21 protein-coding genes and 1 tRNA gene are annotated in these 21638 nt (G+C 67.6%); 5 read left to right on the forward strand and 17 right to left on the reverse strand.

What is annotated here, in order from left to right; translation table 11 throughout:
* Positions 1-75: 75 nt before the first annotated feature.
* The 6 genes from G154_RS12500 to G154_RS12525 form a co-directional block, all read right to left on the reverse strand.
* Positions 76-148: transfer RNA gene (locus G154_RS12500), tRNA-Arg, on the reverse strand.
* A 132-nt stretch (positions 149-280) separates the two neighbouring features.
* A complete protein-coding gene (locus tag G154_RS12505) occupies positions 281-523 on the reverse strand; it encodes a CsbD family protein (protein ID WP_019510351.1) in 243 nt (80 codons plus the stop codon).
* Positions 524-699: 176 nt separating this feature from the next.
* The gene (locus G154_RS12510; protein ID WP_023986238.1) at positions 700-1509 is read right to left on the reverse strand and encodes a TIGR03621 family F420-dependent LLM class oxidoreductase; all 810 of its coding nucleotides are present in this window, start codon (positions 1507-1509) and stop codon (positions 700-702) included.
* A 9-nt stretch (positions 1510-1518) separates the two neighbouring features.
* Positions 1519-2232, reverse strand: a complete 714-nt coding sequence (locus G154_RS12515) for an anti-sigma factor (RefSeq protein WP_019510353.1) — start codon at positions 2230-2232, stop codon at positions 1519-1521.
* Positions 2229-2810 (reverse strand): sigma-70 family RNA polymerase sigma factor, encoded by a 582-nt coding sequence (locus G154_RS12520; protein ID WP_019510354.1) that lies wholly within the window; start codon positions 2808-2810, stop codon positions 2229-2231. Before G154_RS12520 ends, G154_RS12515 begins: the two co-directional genes overlap by 4 nt.
* Positions 2811-2918: 108 nt before the next feature.
* Entirely contained in the window at positions 2919-4211 is a 1293-nt protein-coding gene (locus G154_RS12525; protein ID WP_019510355.1) for an NAD(P)/FAD-dependent oxidoreductase, read from the reverse strand.
* 70 nt (positions 4212-4281) lie between these two features.
* On the opposite strand from G154_RS12525, the gene G154_RS12530 reads away from it, so the two are divergent.
* Both G154_RS12530 and G154_RS12535 read left to right on the forward strand, forming a co-directional pair.
* Positions 4282-5919, forward strand: coding sequence for an amidohydrolase (locus G154_RS12530; protein ID WP_019510356.1), 1638 nt, complete (start codon positions 4282-4284; stop codon positions 5917-5919).
* Positions 5920-5932: 13 nt separating this feature from the next.
* Complete coding sequence (locus tag G154_RS12535; RefSeq protein ID WP_019510357.1) at positions 5933-7288, forward strand: APC family permease; 1356 nt, start codon at positions 5933-5935, stop codon at positions 7286-7288.
* A gap of 57 nt (positions 7289-7345) precedes the next feature.
* Here the strand turns inward: G154_RS12535 and G154_RS12540 are convergent, their stop codons facing one another.
* The 4 genes from G154_RS12540 to G154_RS12555 all read right to left on the reverse strand — a co-directional run bounded on the left by G154_RS12540 (position 7346) and on the right by G154_RS12555 (position 11489).
* Entirely contained in the window at positions 7346-8407 is a 1062-nt protein-coding gene (locus tag G154_RS12540) for a poly-gamma-glutamate hydrolase family protein (RefSeq protein WP_019510358.1), read from the reverse strand.
* 9 nt (positions 8408-8416) lie between these two features.
* Positions 8417-9520, reverse strand: a complete 1104-nt coding sequence (locus G154_RS12545; RefSeq protein ID WP_019510359.1) for a diacylglycerol kinase — start codon at positions 9518-9520, stop codon at positions 8417-8419.
* Positions 9521-9526: 6 nt separating this feature from the next.
* Positions 9527-10318 (reverse strand): SDR family oxidoreductase, encoded by a 792-nt coding sequence (locus G154_RS12550; RefSeq protein WP_019510360.1) that lies wholly within the window; start codon positions 10316-10318, stop codon positions 9527-9529.
* 241 nt (positions 10319-10559) lie between these two features.
* Positions 10560-11489 (reverse strand): Ku protein, encoded by a 930-nt coding sequence (locus G154_RS12555; protein WP_019510361.1) that lies wholly within the window; start codon positions 11487-11489, stop codon positions 10560-10562.
* 55 nt (positions 11490-11544) lie between these two features.
* Here G154_RS12555 and G154_RS12560 point away from each other — a divergent pair, with 55 nt between their 5' ends.
* Positions 11545-13839 (forward strand): ATP-dependent DNA ligase, encoded by a 2295-nt coding sequence (locus tag G154_RS12560; RefSeq protein WP_023986234.1) that lies wholly within the window; start codon positions 11545-11547, stop codon positions 13837-13839.
* A gap of 2 nt (positions 13840-13841) precedes the next feature.
* Here G154_RS12560 and G154_RS12565 read toward each other — a convergent pair whose 3' ends face one another.
* Genes G154_RS12565 through G154_RS12575 form a run of 3 tightly spaced genes read right to left on the reverse strand, consistent with a single transcriptional unit; the run spans position 13842 to position 15582 of the window.
* The gene (locus G154_RS12565; protein ID WP_023986233.1) at positions 13842-14462 is read right to left on the reverse strand and encodes a hypothetical protein; all 621 of its coding nucleotides are present in this window, start codon (positions 14460-14462) and stop codon (positions 13842-13844) included.
* A gap of 38 nt (positions 14463-14500) precedes the next feature.
* Positions 14501-14956: a ribonuclease HI gene (gene rnhA / locus G154_RS12570; RefSeq protein WP_019510364.1), complete on the reverse strand. Its 456-nt coding sequence runs from the start codon at positions 14954-14956 to the stop codon at positions 14501-14503.
* Positions 14953-15582 carry a VOC family protein gene (locus G154_RS12575; RefSeq protein ID WP_019510365.1) on the reverse strand — a complete coding sequence of 210 codons (630 nt, stop codon included), beginning with the start codon at positions 15580-15582 and terminating at the stop codon, positions 14953-14955. The genes rnhA and G154_RS12575 overlap by 4 nt, the downstream gene beginning before the upstream one ends.
* Before the next feature lie 142 nt (positions 15583-15724).
* On the opposite strand from G154_RS12575, the gene G154_RS12580 reads away from it, so the two are divergent.
* The gene (locus G154_RS12580; RefSeq protein ID WP_234713028.1) at positions 15725-16846 is read left to right on the forward strand and encodes a GGDEF domain-containing protein; all 1122 of its coding nucleotides are present in this window, start codon (positions 15725-15727) and stop codon (positions 16844-16846) included.
* A gap of 72 nt (positions 16847-16918) precedes the next feature.
* Positions 16919-17467, forward strand: coding sequence for an isopentenyl-diphosphate Delta-isomerase (gene idi, locus G154_RS12585; RefSeq protein ID WP_019510367.1), 549 nt, complete (start codon positions 16919-16921; stop codon positions 17465-17467).
* On the opposite strand, the gene G154_RS12590 is transcribed toward idi, so the two are convergent.
* Genes G154_RS12590 through G154_RS12605 form a run of 4 tightly spaced genes read right to left on the reverse strand, consistent with a single transcriptional unit; the run spans position 17388 to position 21632 of the window.
* The gene (locus tag G154_RS12590) at positions 17388-18461 is read right to left on the reverse strand and encodes a DUF5914 domain-containing protein (RefSeq protein ID WP_019510368.1); all 1074 of its coding nucleotides are present in this window, start codon (positions 18459-18461) and stop codon (positions 17388-17390) included. The genes idi and G154_RS12590 overlap by 80 nt on opposite strands.
* The gene (locus G154_RS12595; protein ID WP_019510369.1) at positions 18458-19993 is read right to left on the reverse strand and encodes an FAD-dependent oxidoreductase; all 1536 of its coding nucleotides are present in this window, start codon (positions 19991-19993) and stop codon (positions 18458-18460) included. The genes G154_RS12590 and G154_RS12595 overlap by 4 nt, the downstream gene beginning before the upstream one ends.
* Positions 19990-20694, reverse strand: coding sequence for a class I SAM-dependent methyltransferase (locus G154_RS12600; RefSeq protein ID WP_023986230.1), 705 nt, complete (start codon positions 20692-20694; stop codon positions 19990-19992). The genes G154_RS12595 and G154_RS12600 overlap by 4 nt, the downstream gene beginning before the upstream one ends.
* Positions 20691-21632, reverse strand: a complete 942-nt coding sequence (locus G154_RS12605; protein ID WP_023986229.1) for a phytoene/squalene synthase family protein — start codon at positions 21630-21632, stop codon at positions 20691-20693. Before G154_RS12605 ends, G154_RS12600 begins: the two co-directional genes overlap by 4 nt.
* Between the last annotated feature and the right edge of the window lie 6 nt (positions 21633-21638).

Below are 21638 nucleotides of genomic sequence, written 5' to 3' on the forward strand. Positions count from 1 at the left end.
ATCAGCCGAAACAACGTCAACCATCAGCCGGAATAGAAAAGTCACCCATCAACCGAGGTAATACATCACACACCGTGCCCCCGGCAGGATTCGAACCTGCGACACCGGCTTTAGGAGAGCCGTGCTCTATCCCCTGAGCTACGGGGGCGGCACCTGCCGAGGCAGACCTGCAGAAGTCTAATTGACTCCCCGCCGCGCGCGTCCGCAGGATCGCGGGCGTTGTACCGCGGGCATGCAGAAGGGGACGGTTCTGTGCGAACCGTCCCCTTCTGTGAAAGATCTACTTCTTTTCCTGCTCGGCCTTCTGGCGGGCCTCGTTGGCCTCGGCGGCGCCACGTGCGGCTTCGGCTTCGGCTTCCTTCTTGGCCACGTCGCGCTGGGCGTCGGCCTTGTCCTGCTGGGCCTCGCCCTCGCGGCGCAGGTCGTCATTGCCGGTCACGGCGCCGGCGGCTTCCTTCAGCTTGCCCTTGGCACCCTCGACGACGCCCGAAATGCCCTCTGCTGCTCCATTGCTGTCACCCATGTCGGCTCCCTTGCTGGTCGCGTGAACGGTGTGCTGTGTTCTCAACCTCACCAATCGTCTGCGGGGAGTGGATGCCCGCCTCGCCGCCACCGAAACCTTTGGTCTGCAGTGGCGCGCGTCACGATCCGGCTAAACGAGCGCAGATCAACCCAATTTCTTTGCGGCACAACGGAAAATCAGCGCAACGCGGCGATGACCTGCCCGAACACCTCGGCATGGGCCTCCTGTATCACCAGGTAGCGCGCACCGTACTCGTCGTGCAGCCGGCGCACCTTGGCGGCCATCTCGTCGACCGATCCGGACAACACCCCGGGCAGCGTCAACAGCTGCTCATCGGTCAGGTCCGGCGCGTAGTGCCGGGTCATGGATAGGTTCGGGACTCCGGAGCCGTCGGTGGGCACCGCGGTGATGGCGACATTGAGTTCGATATCGGCGAAGCGCTCACCGGCAACGGAACGCAGGAACGCGATCCGTTCGGCAAGCGGATCTTCTCCGCTGCCGCCGGTGACGCCGACGATCGCCGCCCACCGGGCGGCCACTGTCAGGAGTCGGTCCCCACCACCGGCGATCATGATCGGCACGTCGGGAACGTGCTCGGCCAGGTATGCGGTCACACGCTCCAGGTATTCGACCCGCTGGCGCGCGGAAGGAAAAGGCAGCTCGGCGGCCTCGAACTCCGCTCGCACATAACCGGCGCCCAGGCCCACCTCGAAACGACCCGCGGACAGCTCGTGCAGTGCCGCGACATCGCGGGCCAGCAGCGCCGGTTTGTAGAACCCGGCATTGAGTACGAAGGTGCCCAGCCGCAGTGTCTCGGTGGCGGCGGCGATGGTCGCCAGCACCGGGAACGGGGCCGGTGCACCGAGGTGATCGGGCACCAGCACGATGTCGTAGCCCAGGTCCTCGGCGCGATGGGCCGCAGAGCGTACCTTGGCCGCCGACGAGGTGTCGCGCAGGCCCACTCCGAATCGGAACATGGACCCGATGGTAGGCACCTATGTCAGTGGCAGGGAGGCAAACGGCGTGCTGGTGGGCGCGGCCGAACCCTCACCGGGTTCGACGGTGAAGGCCAGCGTGATCGAGTCGCCGAGATCGGGCAGCACCGCCGTCGTCGACGGGGCGATGGCCTGCGCATTCATGGTGCCCGCCGAGTGCGGTCCGGCGTCGTCGATCAACCACATCTGATAGACGGTGCCGTTCGCGGGCGGGCTGACGTTGTTCATCACCAGCACGCCGGCGTTGCGTTCGCGGGAGAACACCACGGTCGCCGTACCGCCGGTCGGGATGTCACCGGACACCGTGCGGACGTCGGGTGCGGCGAAGATCTGTTCGGCAGTGGTGGCCTGTGGCACCGGGCGCAACCACCAGCCGACCCCGAAGGTCGCGACACCGACCACCACGGCGGCCGCGGCGGCGGTGAGCACCGTCGTCCACCGCCGGGGCCCGCGGGGGCGCAGCTGACGCACCGGGTCGGCGTCGACGGCGGCCAGCACCCGATCGCGAAGGTGATCGGACGGTTCGGTGGCGGTGGCCGACGAGACGAGAGCCATGGCCTCGCGGACCTGCTGGACCTCGGTGGCGAACGCCTCGGCGACGGACGCAGGCGCCGCGCTCAGGCGCCGGTCGATTTCGGCGCGCTCGGCGTCGTCGACCGCGTGCAGCGCGTAGGCGGTTGCCATCGTCAACAGATCGTCATGCGGGCTGGTCATGCTGCCCCCAGGCAATTACGGAGTCCGCGGATCGCGTCGCGCATCCGCGATTTGATGGTCGCCAGGTTCGCCGACAGCCGGTCGGAGACCTGGACATAGGTCAGTCCGTCGTAATAGGCCAGTTCGATGCACTCGCGTTGTTTGTCGGTCAGCGCACCCAGGCACTGGGTCACCTGCCGGTAATCCTCGTTGTCGAGCACCCGGTCGGCGACCTGGTCGACGGGAGGCTCCACGGTCGCGGCACCGTAACGGGATTCACGGTCGGCGCCGGCCTGCTCCGAGCGCACCCGGTCGACGGCGCGGCGGTGCGCCAGTGTCATCAGCCAGGAAAGCGGGGTGCCCGCCGCCGGGTTGTAGTCCCCGGCATTGCGCCAGACCTGCAGATAGATGTCCTGGGTGGTTTCCTCGCTGTACCCGGGATCCCGCAGCACCCGGAGTACCAGACCGAACACCCTGGCCCTGGTGTGGTCGTAGAACGCGGCGAAGGCGTCCACATCGCGTTGCGCTACCCGGCGCAGCAATGCGTCGAGGTCTGACGTCACGTTCCGTAGGATAGCGGGCTCGTCGAGCAGCGTCACGGAATGCCCCGTTTCATCTGCGATCTCCCGTCTGCGTATGGCGTCCCGGGCTGCTCGGCCGTTCCGAAATGGCTTGCGCCCGAGACGCACTGAAGACGCCGAAGGCAATCAACACGGCATCGCCTCGCATTCCCGTGCCGCCGGCCAGTGTGCCCCCAACCGCTCGGCGGCACGCACACCGGAGGCGGCGCCGTCCTCGCGGAATCCCCAGCCGTGATAGGCGCCCGCGAACACCACCCGGTCATCGTTCAACTTCGGCAACAATCTTTGGGCAGCAACGGATTCCGTCGTGTAGAGCGGACGCTGGTAGGTCATCTCGGCGATCACGGCGGCCGGGTCCACCTGCCCGGAACCGCCGAGGGTCATCAGGTGATGGTGCGCACCGGTCACGCCCAACAACCGACTGATGTCGTAGGTGATCAGCGCGTCCCGCCCGCTCTCGGGCAACAGATAGTTCCGCAGCGCCCTGGCAGTGAGCCGGGTCGGCAACACCGACGTATCGGTGTGCACGCAGACGTGTTCGGTCGAGTACCGGATGGCCCCCAGCACTGCCCGTTCGGCATCGGTGGGTTCGTGCAACGCCTGCAGTGCCTGATCCGACCGGGTCGCGATGACCACGGCGTCGAACTCGCGCAACGCCCCGCCGGCCCGCAACTCGACGCCGTCGGCGATGCGCCGCACGGCGCCGGCCGGGGTGCCGATGCGCACCTCGTCGACGCGCGCGGCGATGGCGTCGGCGTAGCCGGCAGACCCGCCGACTACGGTGCGCGTGGCCGCCGGCTCGGATCCCGAGAGCATCCCGTGCTGCTGCAGGAACGCGAACAGGTAGCGGGCGGGAATCTCCATGGTCGTGCGCGGTCCGTCGGACCAGACGATGGCCACCAGCGGTGTCACGAAGTGGTCGGCGAAGTATCGGGAGAACTTGTGCACCGCGAGGAAGGCGCGCAGCGTGCCGGTGTCCTCGGCGTCCCCGGTTTCCAGCAGGGTGGCGGCGGCCCGGCGAAACCGGTTGACCTCGGCCAGCATGCGCAGATACCGGGGCCGAGCGAGATTCGACCAGGAAGGGAACAGCCCGCCGAAGCCGCGCATACGCGCGTACTGCAGGCCGCTGCGGTCATCGCGAACCGAGAGCGAGGGGTCGACATGGACGGTGTCGATACCGAGATCGGCGAACAACCGGCACAACGTGGGGCGGGTGTCGTCGTGGACCAAGAAGGCCGAATCGACGGCCACCGTGTTGCCGGAGCCGTCATCGACACGGTGGTCGCGCCGGTGGCCGCCCAGCTGGTCGTCGGCCTCGAAGAGCGTGACATGGTCGTGTGCGGACAGCAGATATGCAGCTGTCAACCCGGCGATGCCGCTTCCGATGACGGCGATGGACCGACTCCTCTGACACTGCACGATGGTGATTCGAGACCGTTCGGCTAACGGATGGGTGACATTCGGATTGCTAAACTCCCAACCCCGCGTAATGTGCAAATCCGTGGTGTCGACCTTGTTTCGCAACGGATCCGTGTGGGCCGGCGTGCCCGGTCAACCGCCCACCGACGCATTGCTGGTCACCGACGGGGCCATCGTCGCCATGGGACCCGACGCGGTGGCCGAGGCACCCGAAAGCTCCGACATCGTCGACCTGCAGGGTGGTTTCCTGATGCCGTCCTTCGGCGACGGCCACGCTCACCCGCTGCTCGGCGGTCTGGAGTTCGTCGGCCCCGCGGTACGGCCGTGCACCTCGGTGGACGAGATCGTGGCGGCCGTCCGCCGCTACGCCGAGGACCATCCCGATCAGGAGTGGATCGTCGGTGCGTCCTATGACGGCAGCCTGGCAACCGACGGCCTGTTCGATGCGCGCTGGCTCGACGCCGCCGTCGCCGACCGGCCGGTGGTGCTGCGGGCCTGGGACTATCACACCGTGTGGTGCAACACCGCCGCGCTGGAGCGTGCGGGCATCACCGCTGATACCCCCGATCCCGAACTCGGTGAGATCCCGCACCGTCCCGACGGGTCGGTACTGGGCACCCTGCGTGAGTGGGGCGCGGTCGACCTGGTGACCGCCGTCATGCCGGCCCGCGACGAAGAGGTCCGGCTGGCCGCCCTGGGTACCGCGGCCGACTACTACCTGGCCCACGGCGTGACCTGGGTGCAGGACGCCTGGGTGGAACCCGCCGACGTGCAGACCTATCTGGAGGCGGCCCGACGCGGCGCGCTGCGGGTGCGGTTCAACCTCGCCCTCTACGCCGACCCTCGGCATTTCGACGACCAGGTGGCGCATTTCGCCGACGCCCACCGGCAGGTGACCGAATTCGGCTCGCCCATGCTGACCGCGCAGACGGTGAAGTTCTTCGCCGACGGTGTGGTCGAGAACGAAACCGGTGCGCTGCTGCAGCCGTACTGTTCGGGCCTGCACAGCCACGGCATGACCGTCTGGGAGGGAGACTCGCTGGCCCGGGCCTGCCAACGCGTCGACGAACTCGGTTTGCAGATCCACATCCACGCCATCGGTGATGCCGCCGTCCGCCAGGCTCTCGACGCCATCGAGTACACCGTGGCGCAGAACGGACCCCGCGATCGGCGGCCCGTGATCGCCCATGTCCAGCTGGTCGACGACGCCGATCTGGACCGCTTCGCCGCCCTCGGCGTCATCCCGTGCATGCAGCCGCTGTGGGCGCAGGAGGATGCGCTGATGAACGTGCTGACCGTGCCCCGGCTCGGCCGGGAGCGCGCCGATAGGCAGTACCGGATGCGCTCCTTGGCGGACTCCGGCGCCCGGTTGGCGCTGGGCTCGGACTGGCCGGTGTCCTCGGGCGCGCCGCTGGACGGTATCGCCGTGGGTGTCTCGCGGCAGACCTCCGAGGGAGAACCGGCCGGGGGCTGGACCCCGCAGGAGACCCTGGCCATCGAACGTGCCCTGGCCGCCTACACCTCCGGCGTGGCCGATCAGGCCTTCGCAGAACGGATCTGGGGCAGGCTGGCGCCCGGTGCCAGCGCGGATCTGGTCTGGCTGGAGCGCGACCCACGATCGACCCCGCCGCTGGAACTGCCCGCCATCGAGGTGCGGGCCACCTACCTCCGGGGCGAGCCCGGGTTCGTCGCGTCCACATCACCGTAAAGAGGGAGTGCACATGTCGACTTCGGAGCCGCTTGTCGGTATCTCGGCAGATCCGCACGAGGGCAGGCTCAAACGCGCCCTCGGAGTGCCCTCGCTGGTGCTCTTCGGCCTGGTCTACATGGTGCCGCTCACCGTGTTCACCACCTACGGCATCGTCACCGTCGAGTCCGGCGGCCGGGTGCCGCTGGCGTATGTGGTGACGCTGGCGGCGATGATCTTCACGGCCCGCTCCTACGCCAGGATGGCGACGGCGTACCCGGTGGCGGGATCGGCCTACGCCTACACCCAAAGGACCTTCGGGGCGCCGGTGGGATTCCTGGCAGGCTGGTCGTTGCTCTTGGATTACCTGTTCCTGCCGATGCTGAACTACATGGTGATCGGGCTGTATCTCAACGCCGCGGTGCCGTCGATCCCGCAGTGGGTGATCGTGCTGGTGACCATCGTGCTGGTGACGGTCCTCAACATCGTCGGCATCGTCTCGGTGGCCCGCGCCAACGCGGTGATCATCGCGGTGCAGGCGGTCTTCATCGTGGTGTTCCTCGTCATGGCGGCGGCGACGATCTTCGGTTCCGGGACCGTCGACATCATGGCGCCGTTCACCGGTGACGGCACCGCGGGGGGAATGGCGCCGGTGCTGGCCGGTGCGGCCATCCTGTGCCTGTCGTTCCTCGGGTTCGACGCCGTGTCAACACTTTCCGAGGAGGCCAAGGACGCCCGGCGCGATGTGCCGAAGGCCATCATGCTGGCCACCGTGATCTGCGGTGTGCTGTTCATCGTGCTGTCCTACGCCTCGCAGCTGGTCTTTCCGTCGAATGCGTTCGAGAGTGTCGACACCGGGTCGGTGGATGTCATGGTCGCCGCCGGCGGCGCGTTCCTCTCGGCGTTCTTCACCGCGGCCTACGTGGCAGGTGCCACCGGATCGGCGCTCACCTCGCAGGCCTCGGTGGCGCGCATCCTGTACGCGATGGGCCGCGACGGTGTGCTGCCGCGCAAGGTGTTCGGGCACGTCTCGGTGAAGTTCAGCACCCCCACCTGGGCGATCCTGGCGGTATCGGTGATCTCGCTGCTCGCTTTGGTCATCGATCTTGCGCTGCTGGCGTCAGTGGTCAGTTTCGGTGCCCTGGTGGCCTTCTCGGCGGTGAACCTGACCGTGATCAAGCATTATTTCGTCGATGCCGGTGAGAAGAACGTGTTGAACAACCTGATCCTGCCCGGTATCGGTTTCGCGCTGACGGTGTGGTTGTGGACGAGTCTGTCCGGTGACGCGTTGCGGCTCGGGTTGATCTGGCTGGCCGTCGGATTCGGTTGGCTGCTGGTGGTCACCCGCGGCTTCCGGCGCCCGACCCCGGTACTGGACATGAAGGAGTAGGTGTGGCGTCGAATCTGGAGAAGATGGCGCCTTTTCGTCGAATCGGCGCGATCGTCTTCAGATTCGGGGCCAGGCCCGGGCCGCCGAGACCAGTCCGGCCACCAGGGCGCGGGTCGGTCGGCTCAGACCGTCCTCGTCGAGCGGGCCGCTGCGCGGGCTGATACCGCGCACCCGCGGTGCCAGCTCCAATTGCACACCGCCGCCGCGGGTTCGGTTGACCGGATTGTCCGGGTGCAGTCCGCGCAGCTCACGCGGGATCGCGTCCAGATCGGTGATGATTCGATGCCCGTGGATGTCGAGGTGCGCGGCCACGTGCCCGGCCAGTTCGCGATTGCCGCCGCCGGCGAGCAGTTCGTTGCTGCGCCCGACGCGACCGTAGCCGTGCAGCGAGATGACGTAGTCCACGTGGTCCAGGAACTCGGCCAGGCGCTCGGATTCGGCGGCGCGGTACGCAGCCGAGGACAGGTGGTGCGGGTAGTTCGGCGGGTGGCGCACGACGTACCCCGACGCCCCCGCCTGCTCCGCCGCGTGCTCGGCGATGACATCGGTCATCCGTTCCAGCCCACCGCCGTGGATGGCCAGGAAACCGAACGGTCCACGCAGAATTGAGTACTCCGACACCTGCGGGTCCGCCAACAACTCGGTGAGGGTCTGCGGTCCCGGCGCCGCGGACGGCGCCAGTGCCCGTGGCCAGTTCGCGGGATGCCAGCGGTCCAGGAAATCCAGCCAGCGCTGCGGAAGTCCGTGGTGCGTGGCCCCGGCGATGACGCGTTCCAGATAGCCGGGGCGGGGCGCACCCGGTTCGATGCGGTGATCGATGTAGATCCAGGCGTCGCGGGGGCCGTCGTCGGTATGGACCGTCGCGCGATCGCGCCGGTAACGGACCGGGATCCCTTCGGCACGGTCGAGCACGGCCAGGTCGGCATCGCTGATCCGCCACACCACCCCGTGCACCTCGGCACCCGCGGCGGGTTCGATGGTGGCCACGCCACGTTCGTTGATCAACCAGTCGTGATCGGCGAGCATCGCCCGGACCGGGCCGCGGGCATCCGGGCAGCGTGCGGCCATCTGGTCGGTGCAGAGGTTGGAGCCGTAGGCGAAGTAGAGATGGTCGGCCACCGGTCCAGCCTAGGGTGCGGCGTACAGCCCCTTGCCGGTGATCAGCGGCAGGTCGAGTGTGGTCGTGATGCCCGGTTCGGCCGCGACCACCGCGGCGATGGCGTTGACCACCCGCGCGGCGGTGGCCACCAGCCCGGCGTGATTGTGGTCGCCCTTGCGGCTGCTCAGGCACAGGTCCAGCGCGTAGGACGGCTCACCGGTGACCTCGACACGGTAGGAACCGCCCTCCTGGGCGGGCTGGGGCCAGTCCGGGCAGAGGTCCTCGCGCAGCCGGGTCACGTGCTCCAGCACCACGGCGGGATGGCCGTCGACCATGCCGCGCACCTCGAAACGCATGGCGGCGGTGCTGCCCTTGGGAATCGGTCCCGCCGCGATCTCGAAGTCCTCGGGGGCCGGGATCCGGGTGTGGGTCTCGGTGACCTCGTCGAGTTCGACGCCCAGGCCGGCGGCCAGTTGGCGCACCACCGAACCCCAGGCCAGACTCAGCACACCGGGCTGCAGCAGCATCGGCAGTTCGTCGGTGCTCTTGCCGAAGCCCATCACGTCGAACATGACGGTGGGACTGTCATAGGTGGCGTAGTCGACGATCTCCATACAGCGGATCTGCTCGACACTCTGGCATGTCCCGGCGAGCGCCAGCGGCAGCAGGTCGTTGGCGAAACCGGGGTCGATGCCGTTGACGAAGATGCTCGAAGACCCCTTGTGGGCCGCCTCTTCGATCGGGGTGACCAGTTCGGCGGGCAGCACCTGCCACGGGTACTGCAGGAACACCGCCGCGCTACCGACGACGTTGATGCCAGCGGCCAGCAGGCGCCGGTAATCCTCGAGCGCGTCGGGCAGCCGGTTGTCGGCCATCGCCGTGTAGACCGCGCAATCCGGTGCGGTGGCCAGGATGTCCCCGAGATCGTCCGTCGCCGTGATGCCGGTCGAAACATCCAGTCCGGCAAGCTCTCCGGCGTCCTTGCCGGCCTTGGCCGCCGAGGACACCCACACCCCGGTGAGTTCGTACTGTGGGTCCTCGATGAGCTGGCGCAGGGCGTGGCGGCCGACGTTTCCGGTGCCGATGGCGGCGACCCGGATCGGGGTGGTCGAGGAGGCTGATGTGTCAGACATGATTCCTCACAGGTCCGGGATGGGTAGGTCGAGGTTGGGGAAGGTCAGCCCGCCGTCGACCTCGAGGGTCTTACCGGTCAGGTAGCTGCCGGCGGGGGAGGCCAAATAGACTGCCGCCGCGGCGATATCGGTCGGGTCGCCCAGCCGGCGCATGGGTGTCGCCTTCTCCATCGGATCGCGCAGCGCCTCGTTGGAGGCCACCACGTCCAGTGCGGAGGTGAGGATCGATCCGGGTGCGATGGCGTTGACGCGGATGCGCGGGCAGAGGTCCAGCGCCGACAGTCGGGTGTAGTGCGCCAGCGCCCCCTTGGCGGTGCCGTAGGCCGCGAAGGCGCGCCCGGCCAGCCTGCCCATCGTCGAGGTGATGTTGATGATCGACCCGCCGCCGGAATGCTCCAGCATCAGCGGGGCCGCCGCCGTGGTCAGCGCGTGGGCGGTGCCGACGTTGAACGTGAACGCATCTCTGAGGTCCTTGGTGGAGGTGTTCAACAGCGGGCCGGGCATGGTTCCGCCGACATTGTTGACGACGATGTCTAGTTTCCCGAACGCCTCGACCGCCTGCGCTGCCAGCGCCGCCGTCGCCTCGGGATGTGCCAGGTCGGCGACCACGATGTGCGCGCGCCGACCGGTCGCCTCCACCTGGGCGGCGACCTCCTGCAGCTGGGACTCGGTGCGCGCCGCGATCAGCACGTCAGCGCCCGCTTCGGCGAAGGCCACCGCGATGGCGGCGCCCAATCCGCGACCGGCGCCGGTCACCACGGCCACCTGATCGTCGAGTCGGAATCTGTCCAGAATCATGAATGCCTCGTTTCTGCGCTCGGCGCCACGGTAACAAGCATGGGGGAGCCCCGGACGAGATTTCTGGAACACGTTCTAATTTGTCGGCGGCTGACAGATATGGCGGCAGCCCAGGTTTCGGGGTCGAGATATGAGGCTCACGGACACCGATGGGGTGCACATTCGCGGCTCCGGTGGTGCGAGTTTCACATCAGGGACGTTTTCGGGACGAGACCGGTCCCAGGTGTGAATCTCGGTCGCGCTATTTCTTGGCGGCGGCCTTCTTGGCCGGTGCCTTCTTCGCGGGTGCCTTCTTGGCAGCCGCTTTCTTGGCCGGCGCCTTTTTGGCGGCAGCCTTCTTCGCGGGGGCTTTCTCGGCGGGCGCCGTATCGGCCGACGCGGATCCGCGGGCCTTCACGCTGGCCTCCAACTTGGCCAGCAGGTCGGAGACATCCTCGGTCTCGTCGAGGTCGGTCGGCTGTTCCTCGACGGTGAACGCCTCGCCGCCTTCGAGTTTGGCCTGCACCAGTTCGTGCAACTGCTCCTGATAGTCGTCGCGGAACTGGTCGGGCTTGAAGTCATCGGTCATGGATTCGACCACCTGGCCGGCCATCTTGAGCTCGGCCGGTTTGATGTCGACATCCTTGTCCAGGGAGGGGAAGTCCGGGTCGCGGATCTCGTCGGGCCACAGCAGCGTGTGGATCACCATGACATCGCGCTTGCTGAAATCCTTGACCCGCAACGCGGCCAGGCGTGTCTTGTTGCGCAACGCGAAGTGCACGATGGCCACCCGATCCGTCTCGGCCAGCGTCTTGGCAAGCAGCACATACGATTTCGTCGACTTGGAGTCCGGCTCCAGAAAGTAGCTCTTGTCGTACATCATCGGGTCGAGCTGGTCGGCGGGCACGAATTCGACGACCTCGATCTCGCGGCTGCGTTCCTCGGGAAGGGTGGCGATGTCCTCGTCGGTGATGATGACCGTCTGGCCGTCCTCGGAGTCGTACGCGCGGGCGATATCGCGGTACTCGACCACCTCGCCGCACACCTCGCAGGTGCGCTTGTAGCGGATGCGCCCGTTGTCCTTCTCATGCACCTGGTGGAACTTGATGTCGTGGTCCTCGGTGGCGCTGTAGACCTTGACCGGCACGTTGACCAGACCGAAGGAGACCGAACCTTTCCAGATCGACCGCATAGGCAACGGTAGCAGCGGGCATTCCGATCCGGTGGTTGCCGGGAAATATCATTCGGTGGTGGAGCGTGTGGGCCGGGTCAAACTGACGAATCCGGACAAGGTGCTGTATCCGCAGACCGGCACCACCAAGGCCGAGGTGTTCGACTACTACGTCGCGGTCGCCGCGGCGATGCTGCCGCACATCGCCGGCCGCCCGGTCACGCGCAAGCGATGGCCCAATGGCGTCGGCCAATCGGACTTCTTCGAAAAGCAACTCGCGTCGTCGGCGCCGGACTGGCTGCGCCGGGGATCGGTGACGCACCGCTCCGGTACCACGACCTACCCCATCATCGACACCGCCGAAGGATTGGCCTGGATCGCCCAGCAGGCATCGCTGGAGGTGCACGTTCCGCAGTGGCGGTTCGACCCGCACGGCGCGCCCGGGCCGGCCACCCGCATCGTGTTCGACCTCGATCCGGGAGAGGGTGTGACCTTCCGGCAGCTCTGTGAGGTCGCCCATGAGGTGCGCGGCTACGTCGAGGACATCGGCCTGACCGCCTACCCGCTGACCAGCGGCAGCAAGGGCGTGCACCTGTACGTGCCGCTGGCCGATCCGATCAGCTCCCACGGGGCTTCGGTGCTGGCCAAGCGAATCGCGCTGGCGCTGGAGAAGAGCATGCCGACCCAGGTCACCGCCACCATGACGCGCAGCCTGCGGGACGGAAAGGTGTTCGTGGACTGGAGCCAGAACAGCGCGGCCAAGACCACCATCGCGCCCTACTCGATGCGTGGCCGCGCCGCGCCCACCGTGGCCGCGCCGCGCAGCTGGGAGGAACTCGCCGATCCCGACCTACGGCAGCTGAACTTCGAAGAGGTGCTGCACCGACTGGAACGCGACGGCGATCTGCTGGCAGATCTGGATGATCCGCTGCCCGTCGAGGACCGACTGAGCACGTATCGCACCATGCGCGATGCCGGTAAGACCCCCGAACCGGTCCCGACGGCACCGCCCGCGGTGGGGCACGACAACACCTTCGTCATCCAAGAGCATCACGCGCGCCGGCTGCACTACGACTTCCGGCTGGAACGCGACGGGGTGCTGGTGTCCTGGGCGATCCCGAAGAACCTGCCCGAGACGACATCGGTGAACCACCTGGCCGTCCATACCGAGGACCATCCGCTGGAATACGCCGGCTTCGAAGGGGACATCCCGGCAGGGGAGTACGGCGGCGGGAAGGTGATCATCTGGGACGCCGGGACTTACGAGGCCGAGAAGTTCCGCGATCCCGGTGTCGACGGTGAGAAGCCGATCGACACGGACGGAAAGGGGCAAGCAAAGGGGGAGGTGATCGTGACGCTGCACGGCGCCAAGGTGCGTGGACGTTACGCGCTGATCCAGACCGGCGGAAAGAACTGGCTGGCGCACCGCATGAAGGAGCAGCCCGGCACGACGGTGGCCGACCTGAAACCGATGCTCGCGACCCACGGGTCGGTGGCGAAGCTGAAACCGGCAGGCTGGGCGTTCGAGGGCAAGTGGGACGGATACCGCATGCTGGTCGAGATCGATCACGGTGAGTTGATGCTGCGCTCGCGCAGCGGTCGCGACATCACCGCGGAGTTCCCGCAGTTGCGTTCGCTGGCAGCCGATCTCGCCGATCATCGGCTGATCCTCGACGGTGAGGTCGTGGCATTGGATGCCGACGGTGTGCCGAGCTTCGGTGCCATGCAGAATCGGTCGTCGGGCAGCAATATCGAGTTCTGGGCGTTCGATCTGCTTGCCATGGATGGCCGTTCGTTGTTGCGGGCGAAGTATCGCGACCGCCGAAAGCTGCTGGAACTGCTGGGCCGGGATGGCGCGCTCATTGTGCCGGATCTGCTCGACGGTGACGGCGCCGCCGCGCTGGAGTACGTGCGCGAGCACGGTTATGAGGGCGTGATCGCCAAGAAATGGGACTCGACCTATCAACCGGGGCGACGGTCGCAGTCCTGGATCAAGGACAAGCTGTGGCGCACCCAGGAAGTGGTCATCGGCGGCTGGCGGGCCGGCGAGGGCGGTCGCACCAGCGGGATCGGCGCACTGGTCGTGGGTGTCCCGGGCCGGGACGGACTGCAGTTCGTCGGCCGTGTCGGTACCGGTTTCACCGAGAAGATGCTCACGGACCTGCGGACCACATTGGCGCCGTTGGAGACGTCGGATTCACCCTTCACCGCACGCCTTTCCGGGCCGGATGCCAGGGGGGTCACCTACGTGCGTCCCGAACTGGTGGGTGAGGTCCGCTATAGCGAGCGCACGTCGGACAATCGGCTGCGTCAGCCCAGCTGGCGAGGATTACGGCCGGACAAGTCGCCGGATCAGGTGGTCTGGGAGTAGGGCTACCGATCGGTGGCCGGCGGCAACGACCGCACGGTGTAGCGCTGCGTTTCCTGCTCGTAGGGGATTCCCCGCAGCATCACCGTCCGTTGCCGGAAGCGCTCATCGGAATCATCGAGCGCCAACACGCCGGAGGCCGAATCGTGCACGCTGAACCCGTGCACCGAGATGGCGAGTTCGTCGAACGCCGCTTCGGTATCGGCATACCGGCCCGGGCCCTGGTTGCACCGCTCCAGCAATCGCAACACGTCGAGGCCGGCAAGCGCGAAAAGGTCACTGCCGTCGAGGAACAACGGGCGTCGCGGGTGGGCGGGCATGATCTCGCAGAGCCGATCTGCCTCATACCGCAGCACGAGGTCGCCGCGCGTTTCGGTGACGCTGTCGGCGGACGGACCGCTGCCGGTGTACTCGGCGATGAAGGCCTGTTTCTCGTCCTCACTCATGGCGTCACCGAACATGGCCAGGGTCTCGCGCAGCATCTCGTCGGCGACACGATCGGCACCACGACCGGTGATGACCCCGTAGATCGCCGACAGCGCGTCCACCTGCGCCGGGGACATGCCGAATTCCAGTCGCCCCAATCCCGATAGGGGATGTACGGTCCAGTCCGATTCCGATGTCATGGTGGTCACCGAGAGTGGTTGTGCGGCAGCGAAGACGGTCAGCCCGCCGCGGCCACCGCGGCTTCCAGTCCCCGGGTGGCCAACACGTCGGCCAACTCGTTGTCGGCGATCCCGGAATGGCCCTTCACCCAGAACCATTCGACCTGGTGGCGCGCACATGCGGCCTGCAACCGCTGCCACAGGTCGACATTCTTCACCGGCTCCTTGGCCGCGGTCATCCAGCCGTTGCGCTCCCAGCCGCGCACCCAGGTGGTGATCCCGTTACGCACGTAGGTGCTGTCGGTGTAGAGGTGCACCGTCACCGGACGGGTGAGCGCCTCCAACGCCATGATGGGCGCGGTGAGTTCCATCCGGTTGTTGCTGGTCCGGTCCGGCTCGCCACCGAACATCTCCCGGACGTGATGGCGCTGGCGCAGCACCGCGCCCCAACCACCCGGTCCCGGATTGGGCCGGCAGCCACCGTCGGTGTGGATGATGACGGGCTCGTCGGTCATCTGCCGAGAATAGGCGCCGAGATGAACGCACTGGGAACCGACATGCCGAGCTGCTGGTGGCGCAGTGTGGTGATCCGGCGCCCGGGCTGCACGGCGTCTTTGACCCGCGAGGTCAGCTCGCCGAGGAATGCGGCGCCCGCGTCGATATCGGCGACGGTGTAGGTGATCCCCCATAGGGTGGCCGGCCCGTCGGCACGCCTCTCGGGCGAACCGATGACCTCCAGGATCACCGCGCCGAGCCGATAGAAGATCTGCCGGACGGGTCGTCCGCCGAGTTCGGTATCCCGTTCCCGACGCGGCAGCACCCCTGCCGAGCCCAGGGCCGCGACGGTCCGATCCAGATCGGGCGACATCATCACGAGATGGTCGATGTCGACGACGCCGTTGGCGTGCTCACCGGGCGGTGGCGGATCGGACCGCGACGGTGCGGTCGGTATGCCGTCCATGTCTGTCCCGTCGAACTCCCGCAACGACCAGCCGATGATGCCGGTGCCCTGCTCTCGCCCGACCAGGCGGATCCGCACGGACCCCACCCGGCAGACCCCGTCGGCGTCTACGCCGAACCCGGCGGCGGTCCATGCGGCCGCGGGGTCGGCCACCAGGATTTCGTCGATGGTGAGTGCCACGCCTGCAGATCTTGCCCGGTGCGGTGCCGCCACCGTAGCGTAGGGTCCGTTCCGTTTGCTGGTGTGCCGGTGGGGCTCCGGGCGCGGCTCGCTCGCCAGTTCGCTGACGGCGGCGCCGATGCATTGGTAGCCTCGTGTCGATTTGCTCAACACCCTGAACGGAGCGATGGCGGTGGTCGGGACTCCATCGAGGCAGTGGTTGGCGCGGACCCATCACTACGAGTGGATCACCGATTACCTCGCCGCACGCGGCGCCACCGGTGCGGTGCGGGTCGTCATGACCATCATCCCGGCGTCCTTGGCGATCTGCCTGCTGGTGTTGTTGCGCAGTATCGACGCCCCACGGCCCGGCGTGCCCACCGCCATGATGTGGGCCGCGTTCTGCGGCGGGGTGGCCGGATCCCTCCTGTGGGCCACGCGCTGGCCGTCGCGGCGTCAATCACTCGCCTTCGCGTTCGTCACCAACGCATCCGTGGCGCTGGCGTGTCTGTCCTTCTCCGATCCCCATGGCGCCCTGCTCGGCTGTGTCGCGTTCGCGACCAGCGCCGCCTACATCGGGTTCTTCCATTCCACGGGCCTGGTCATCTACAACTTCGTGGTCGCCTCCACGGTCGCGATCGTCATCGCGTCGCGGATCGTCGCCACCGGGCATGTCGCGGTGGCCGTGGTCGACCTGTTCCTGGTCACCCAGATCAACATCGTCATGCCCATCGCGATCCATCTGCTCATCCGGTCGCTGGGGGTGGATCTGGAACGCGCCGGTCGAGACTCGCTGACCGGACTGCTGAACCGCCGATCATTCGACCGGTATGCCGCGCGGATGCTCGACGAGAGCGATATCGACCCGGATGCGCACCTGGTGGTCGTGATGATCGATCTCGACAATTTCAAGCGACTCAACGACACCCGCGGTCATCAGGCCGGTGACGACGCGCTCGTGGCGGTCGGGCGCGTCCTCGGTCACGCCGTCGCCGATATCGTCGCCATCGTCGCCCGCACCGGCGGTGAGGAGTTCGTCGTCGCCGCCGAGTGGCACACCGATGACCCGGGCCCGCTGGCCCAGCGGTTCTGCGACGGGATAGCCGCGTTGCCGATGTCGATCACCGCCAGTGTGGGGACCGCATCGGTGCCCATCCGGACGCTGCGCCGCGGCGCGGGTCATCTGCAGGCTCGGTTGAATCAGCTGGTGGGCGCGGCCGATGATGCGATGTACGAGGCAAAACGCGCCGGCGGCAACAGGTATCACCACTGGGCGGCGCACTGATCCGGACCGGGTCCGCATGTGGGCGCTGAGCTGTGCGTTTGACGGCGCCGACGGCGGGTAACCAGTCCCGCTGTGAACGACGAGCAGGTGGTCCTCCTTGACGATGCCGGCCGGGCGATCGGCAGCGCCGACAAGGCCACCGTGCATCACTCACACACCCCGTTTCATCTCGGCTTCTCCTGTTACCTCTTCGACGAACACGGCCGCGTGCTGCTGACCCGGCGGGCGCTGACCAAGCACACCTGGCCGGGGGTGTGGACCAATTCGTTCTGCGGGCATCCCGGCCCGCACGAACCCACCGTGGACGCGGTGCATCGTCGCGCAGGTCAGGAACTCGGCACGGCTGTGCGCGATGTGCACTGCATCCTGCCCGAATTCCGGTACCGCGCGACCGCGGCCGACGGGACGGTGGAGAACGAGCTCTGCCCGGTGTTCTGCGCCCTGATCGACGGGCCGCTGCGGGTGGCAGCCGAGGAAGTGATGGACACCGCGTGGGTGCACTGGCCCGAGATTCGCATGGCCGCAGAACTGGATTGGGCGATCAGCCCGTGGGCGCAGACTCAGGTTCCGCTGCTCGACGCGGCCGATCTTCCGTCGTGGGCGCGGCGCTCGGCGGCGTGAGCAGGTCTGCGGTGCCGTCGTCGTCCTGGCGGCGGACCTGCGCAAGGCGCTCGGCATACTCCAGGTCATCGCGCCAGAGGCGATGTGCGGCATGGCGCATGAACGGGATGATCAGACCCTGCACGCGTCCGGCATGAGCGAAGCCCGGTCGGTCCGAGTGCGCGATGACAGCCTCGACGACCCGGCTTTGCGGACTGCCGTCCGCACCATCGCGTAACGGCGACGCGTGGGTCTCCACGACGCTGCCGCACCCCTCACCCTCGATGATGCGCATCGTCAGGGTGCGGGGCTCCGGGCTGGTGAACTCGGCGATGACAGGAATGCCCAACCGGCCCAGCCGGAAGGTGACCGCGACGAGGAAACGGTCCTCCTCGTCGGGGAGGTCCGGATCCGTCGGCGGCGCGCTGAGCACTTCCAACCGGGTGAAGGAGTACGGATGGAACCAGGCGCCGTGCCAGGGATCCATCCTGTTGGCAATGATGTCCTCCGGTTTGCAGTTGCCCGTCATGGCGGCGACGGCAGAAATCCGCGGAAGTCCCGGCCGGGCCGGCAGAATCGGCGCCTCGGTAGGCGTTTCACCGCCGATCCGGTCGAGCCGAACCCAGACCAGCACACCGTCGTCGTGGATCGGAACCGCCGTCCAGTCCGCACGGGTGCGGCCGGTCAACTGAAGACCGTGCCACGGGCAGATCAGGTTGCCGCGTTCGACCACCCCGGTGCACATATCGGCTCCCAGGTGCGGACAACGCGCCGGACCGGCGTGCAGCCGGCCGTCGTCGCCGCGCCAGCAGACCAGTTCGGCACCGGCGACGGTGGCGGCGAAGGGTTTGGAGGTGATGTCGGTGCTCGCCCCCACCACATACCAGTTGCCGCTGGGCCGATTCTGCGACCGCTTCAGTGCGGCGTCGATCACCGCCGGGTCGGCCTGCCGGTAGGTCGGCTTCTGCTGACTCCACGGAGTGCGCGGGAGTAGTTCGAACGGCCACGCTTTCATGTCCACACCCGCCCTTCGACCCGTTCGGCGAAATGCCGCAGGACCGCAGATCTGCCGCGCACCGGCACCGTGAAGATGTCGTGACCGCGCACCCCGAAACGTTCGAGCAGGGCATTTGCCGCCGACAGTCCGGTCGTTGCGGCACGTTCCATCAGCGCCACCGGAAGATCGATGCGGATCCCGTCACCGGCAAGCACCAGTCCGTTCTCCGGTGTCCGCACACCGGGCCGGCCGGCGAAATCACCGGGCGCCAGTCGCGGGCAGTCGTTGCGGCACAGCGTGACCTGGTGCACCACACGCGCATCGGCGGTCTCGGGGAAGAGCTCGTACAACCGACTGTCCAGCGCCTTCCGAAGTTCCGGGCTGTCCTCGGTGATCGAGTAGGCGTGCAGTTCCACCACTGACCCGCCATGCTGATCGACCCACTCCGCGGCTTCCCGCTCATAGCGCTCCAGCACGCTGATGTTGTCCAGCGGCGGCAGACCGCCGGTGCCGAGGAAGGCGGGCCGGTCGGCGTCGACCGGGCGGTCCAACCAGAGGCGCCGGACCAAAAACGGTGCAGCGGTACCGAGGTCGGCTATCGCAGCGCGCCATTGCCCATCCCCGAGTCCGGGAGAACCGGCGATGATGCGTTGCAGCGCAGGCACCTCGGTGGCCAAGACCACGCCGTCGCAGCCCACGGTGTCACCGGACTCGGCGGTGACCAGGAACCGACCCGCATCATCGTTGCCTACGGCCGTGACGGCCGCCCCGGTGCGGATATCGGCTCCGTGACGCTGCAGATAGCGCTCCAGCGGTTTCCACAGGGCGATGTCGAAGTTCTCGGCGGCGACGTCGAACACCAGGCCCTCGCTGGAGCCGAGGAAGTAGATGTGGAACATGGTGGCCAGTTCGGCCGCCGACAGGCCGTCCGGCCGGGTGAAGAAGCTGCGCGAGAAGACCTCGAAGGCAAGATGTTGTGCCGCGGTGGGAAAGTTGATATCCCGCAGGAATGACTCGGCGTCCGAATCGTCGAGCTGCCAGTACGTTTCGGGCACCGACACCGATGCCAACGGTGCCGCCGCCTTGGCATCGATGCGGATCAGGTCGCGCACGCGGAAGGTGGGACTGCGTAATGCAAAGGCCATCGCGTTCAGCGGTGGCGTGCGGGGCAGGCCCCGGAAGGTGTCGCGTCGGCCTTCCCCGTCCACGAGCGGGTAGTCGTCGAGAGGGGTGAACATGGACAGTTCGGGGTCGACCCTGCGCAGCACGTTGCGCAGGTTGTAGTACTGCCGGAAGAACGCGTGGAAGCCGCGATTCATCGTGAGATGCGAACCGTCGGGAGCGGTTTCGGTCCACCCGCCGACGCGGCCGCCCAGATACTGCTCACGCTCGAACAGGTGCACGGCAACCCCGCGTTCGGCCAGCGCGGTTGCCGCACTCAGGCCGGCGATGCCCCCACCGATCACCGCGACGGTGGGCCGGTCGGCGAGATAGGCGGCGTGTGGCTGGCCGGACCCGGCGGGATGGCGGACGCGGCGGCGGTCGGTCATGACGTCGCCCTGCCGAGGAAGGTGTGCACGATACCGCGCTGCCACCCGGGCATCGTCACGCTCTGCACGTCGGTGAATCCGTTGCGCTGCAAACGGTCTCGGAACTGTGTTGCGCCGTCGAAGTCGTTGACGCTGCGGCGCAGGTAACGGTAGAGATCGGCATCGCCGGTGCGGAATCGACCCGCCGGGATGATGACCGCGGCGCACACCGCGTTCCAGAGGATGCCGGCCGCTCGCGAGTCACGGACCGAGTACTCGTGGGCGGCGAAGACACTTCCCGGGGAAAGCATGCCAAGCAGCATACGCAGCACCGGATCGGGGTCGGGCAGATTGCGCACCAGGTAGGCCGCCAGGATCCCGTCGAACGGGCCGTGCACCCCGGCTTGTGCCAGGTCCTCGGCCCGGCTGTGCACGAAGGTCACCGTGGACGGCCACCGCTTCGTCCGGGCCTGCTCGAGCATGCCCGCCGAACCGTCCACGCCGACGATCTCGGCGTGCGGGGCGGCGTGCAGCAGGGCCGCGGTCGACGCGCCGGTGCCGCAGCCGATATCGAGCAGCCGCAGTCCACGTCCACCGTCGCGGATACCCATGCGCTGCGCCGAGAGTCGAAGATGGCGGTGATACCCGGGATTGGCGCCGACCAGGCCGTCATAGGCCGCCGCACCCGCGTCGAAGGCCTCGGGAACGTCGTATGTGCTCACGCCGCCTGCCGGATACGGGCGCGCCACGCGGCGCCGAGGCCGCGGGCGGCGACCTGCAGACGCCGGCCGTTGGACACGGTGGCCCGCTGCGTGAACACCTCGAAGTCGATCTCCTCGATGCGATCCAGGATCTCGGAGTACAGCGTCAACGCGGCCCGGATGCACGGCCGCGATTGCGGCCGCAGCATCGGGATGCCGAGTTCGGCTTGCCGATAGATGTCCCTGGTGATCGCGTGCTGCTCGATCAGCGCCGCCCGCAGCCGCGCGTCGGTACGCCGATTGCGCTGGCACCAGTACAGCACCTCACGGTCCACACCGTGCGCGGCGAGTTCGTCGGCGGGTAGGTAGACGCGGCCGCGGGTGAGGTCTTCGTCGATATCCCGCAGGAAGTTGGTGAGCTGGAATGCCTTTCCCAACGCAGCGGCGTGCGGTGCCGCCTCCGCGGTGGGGACGACCGTGCCGAGGATGGGCAGCAGCTGTAGGCCGATAACCTCGGCTGACCCGTAGACGTAGCGGTCCAATGCGGCCCGGTCCGGGTAGTCGCTGATCGTCAGGTCCATCCGCATGGAGGCCAGGAAATCCTCGAACAGTTGCCAGGGCAGGCCGTAGTGGCGCGCAGTGTCGACGACCGCGTCGAGCACCGGGTCGTCACCTGCCATCCGGTTCTCGACCAGCCTGCTGTGCAACGCGTCCGAGAGCTGACGCAACTCGTCTTCACGTTCGGCTGTGGTGCGGTCGTCGAATCCGTCGAGCACATCGTCGGCACGGCGGGCAAAACCGTACAGCGCGTGCACCGCCGGGCGTTGGCCCGGTGCCAGCAACCGTGTCGCCAGAAAGAAGGTCTTGCCGTGCGCGGCGTTGAGCGCCCGGCAGCGTTGATACGCCTGGCGCAGTTCCCTGCCCTGTACACCCGCTGCGTCGAGCTCTGAGCCGAGCATCATCTG

Origin of the sequence: Mycobacterium sp. VKM Ac-1816D, from assembly GCF_000416385.1 — a bacterium.
Taxonomy (GTDB): Bacteria; Actinomycetota; Actinomycetes; order Mycobacteriales; family Mycobacteriaceae; genus Mycobacterium; species Mycobacterium neoaurum_A.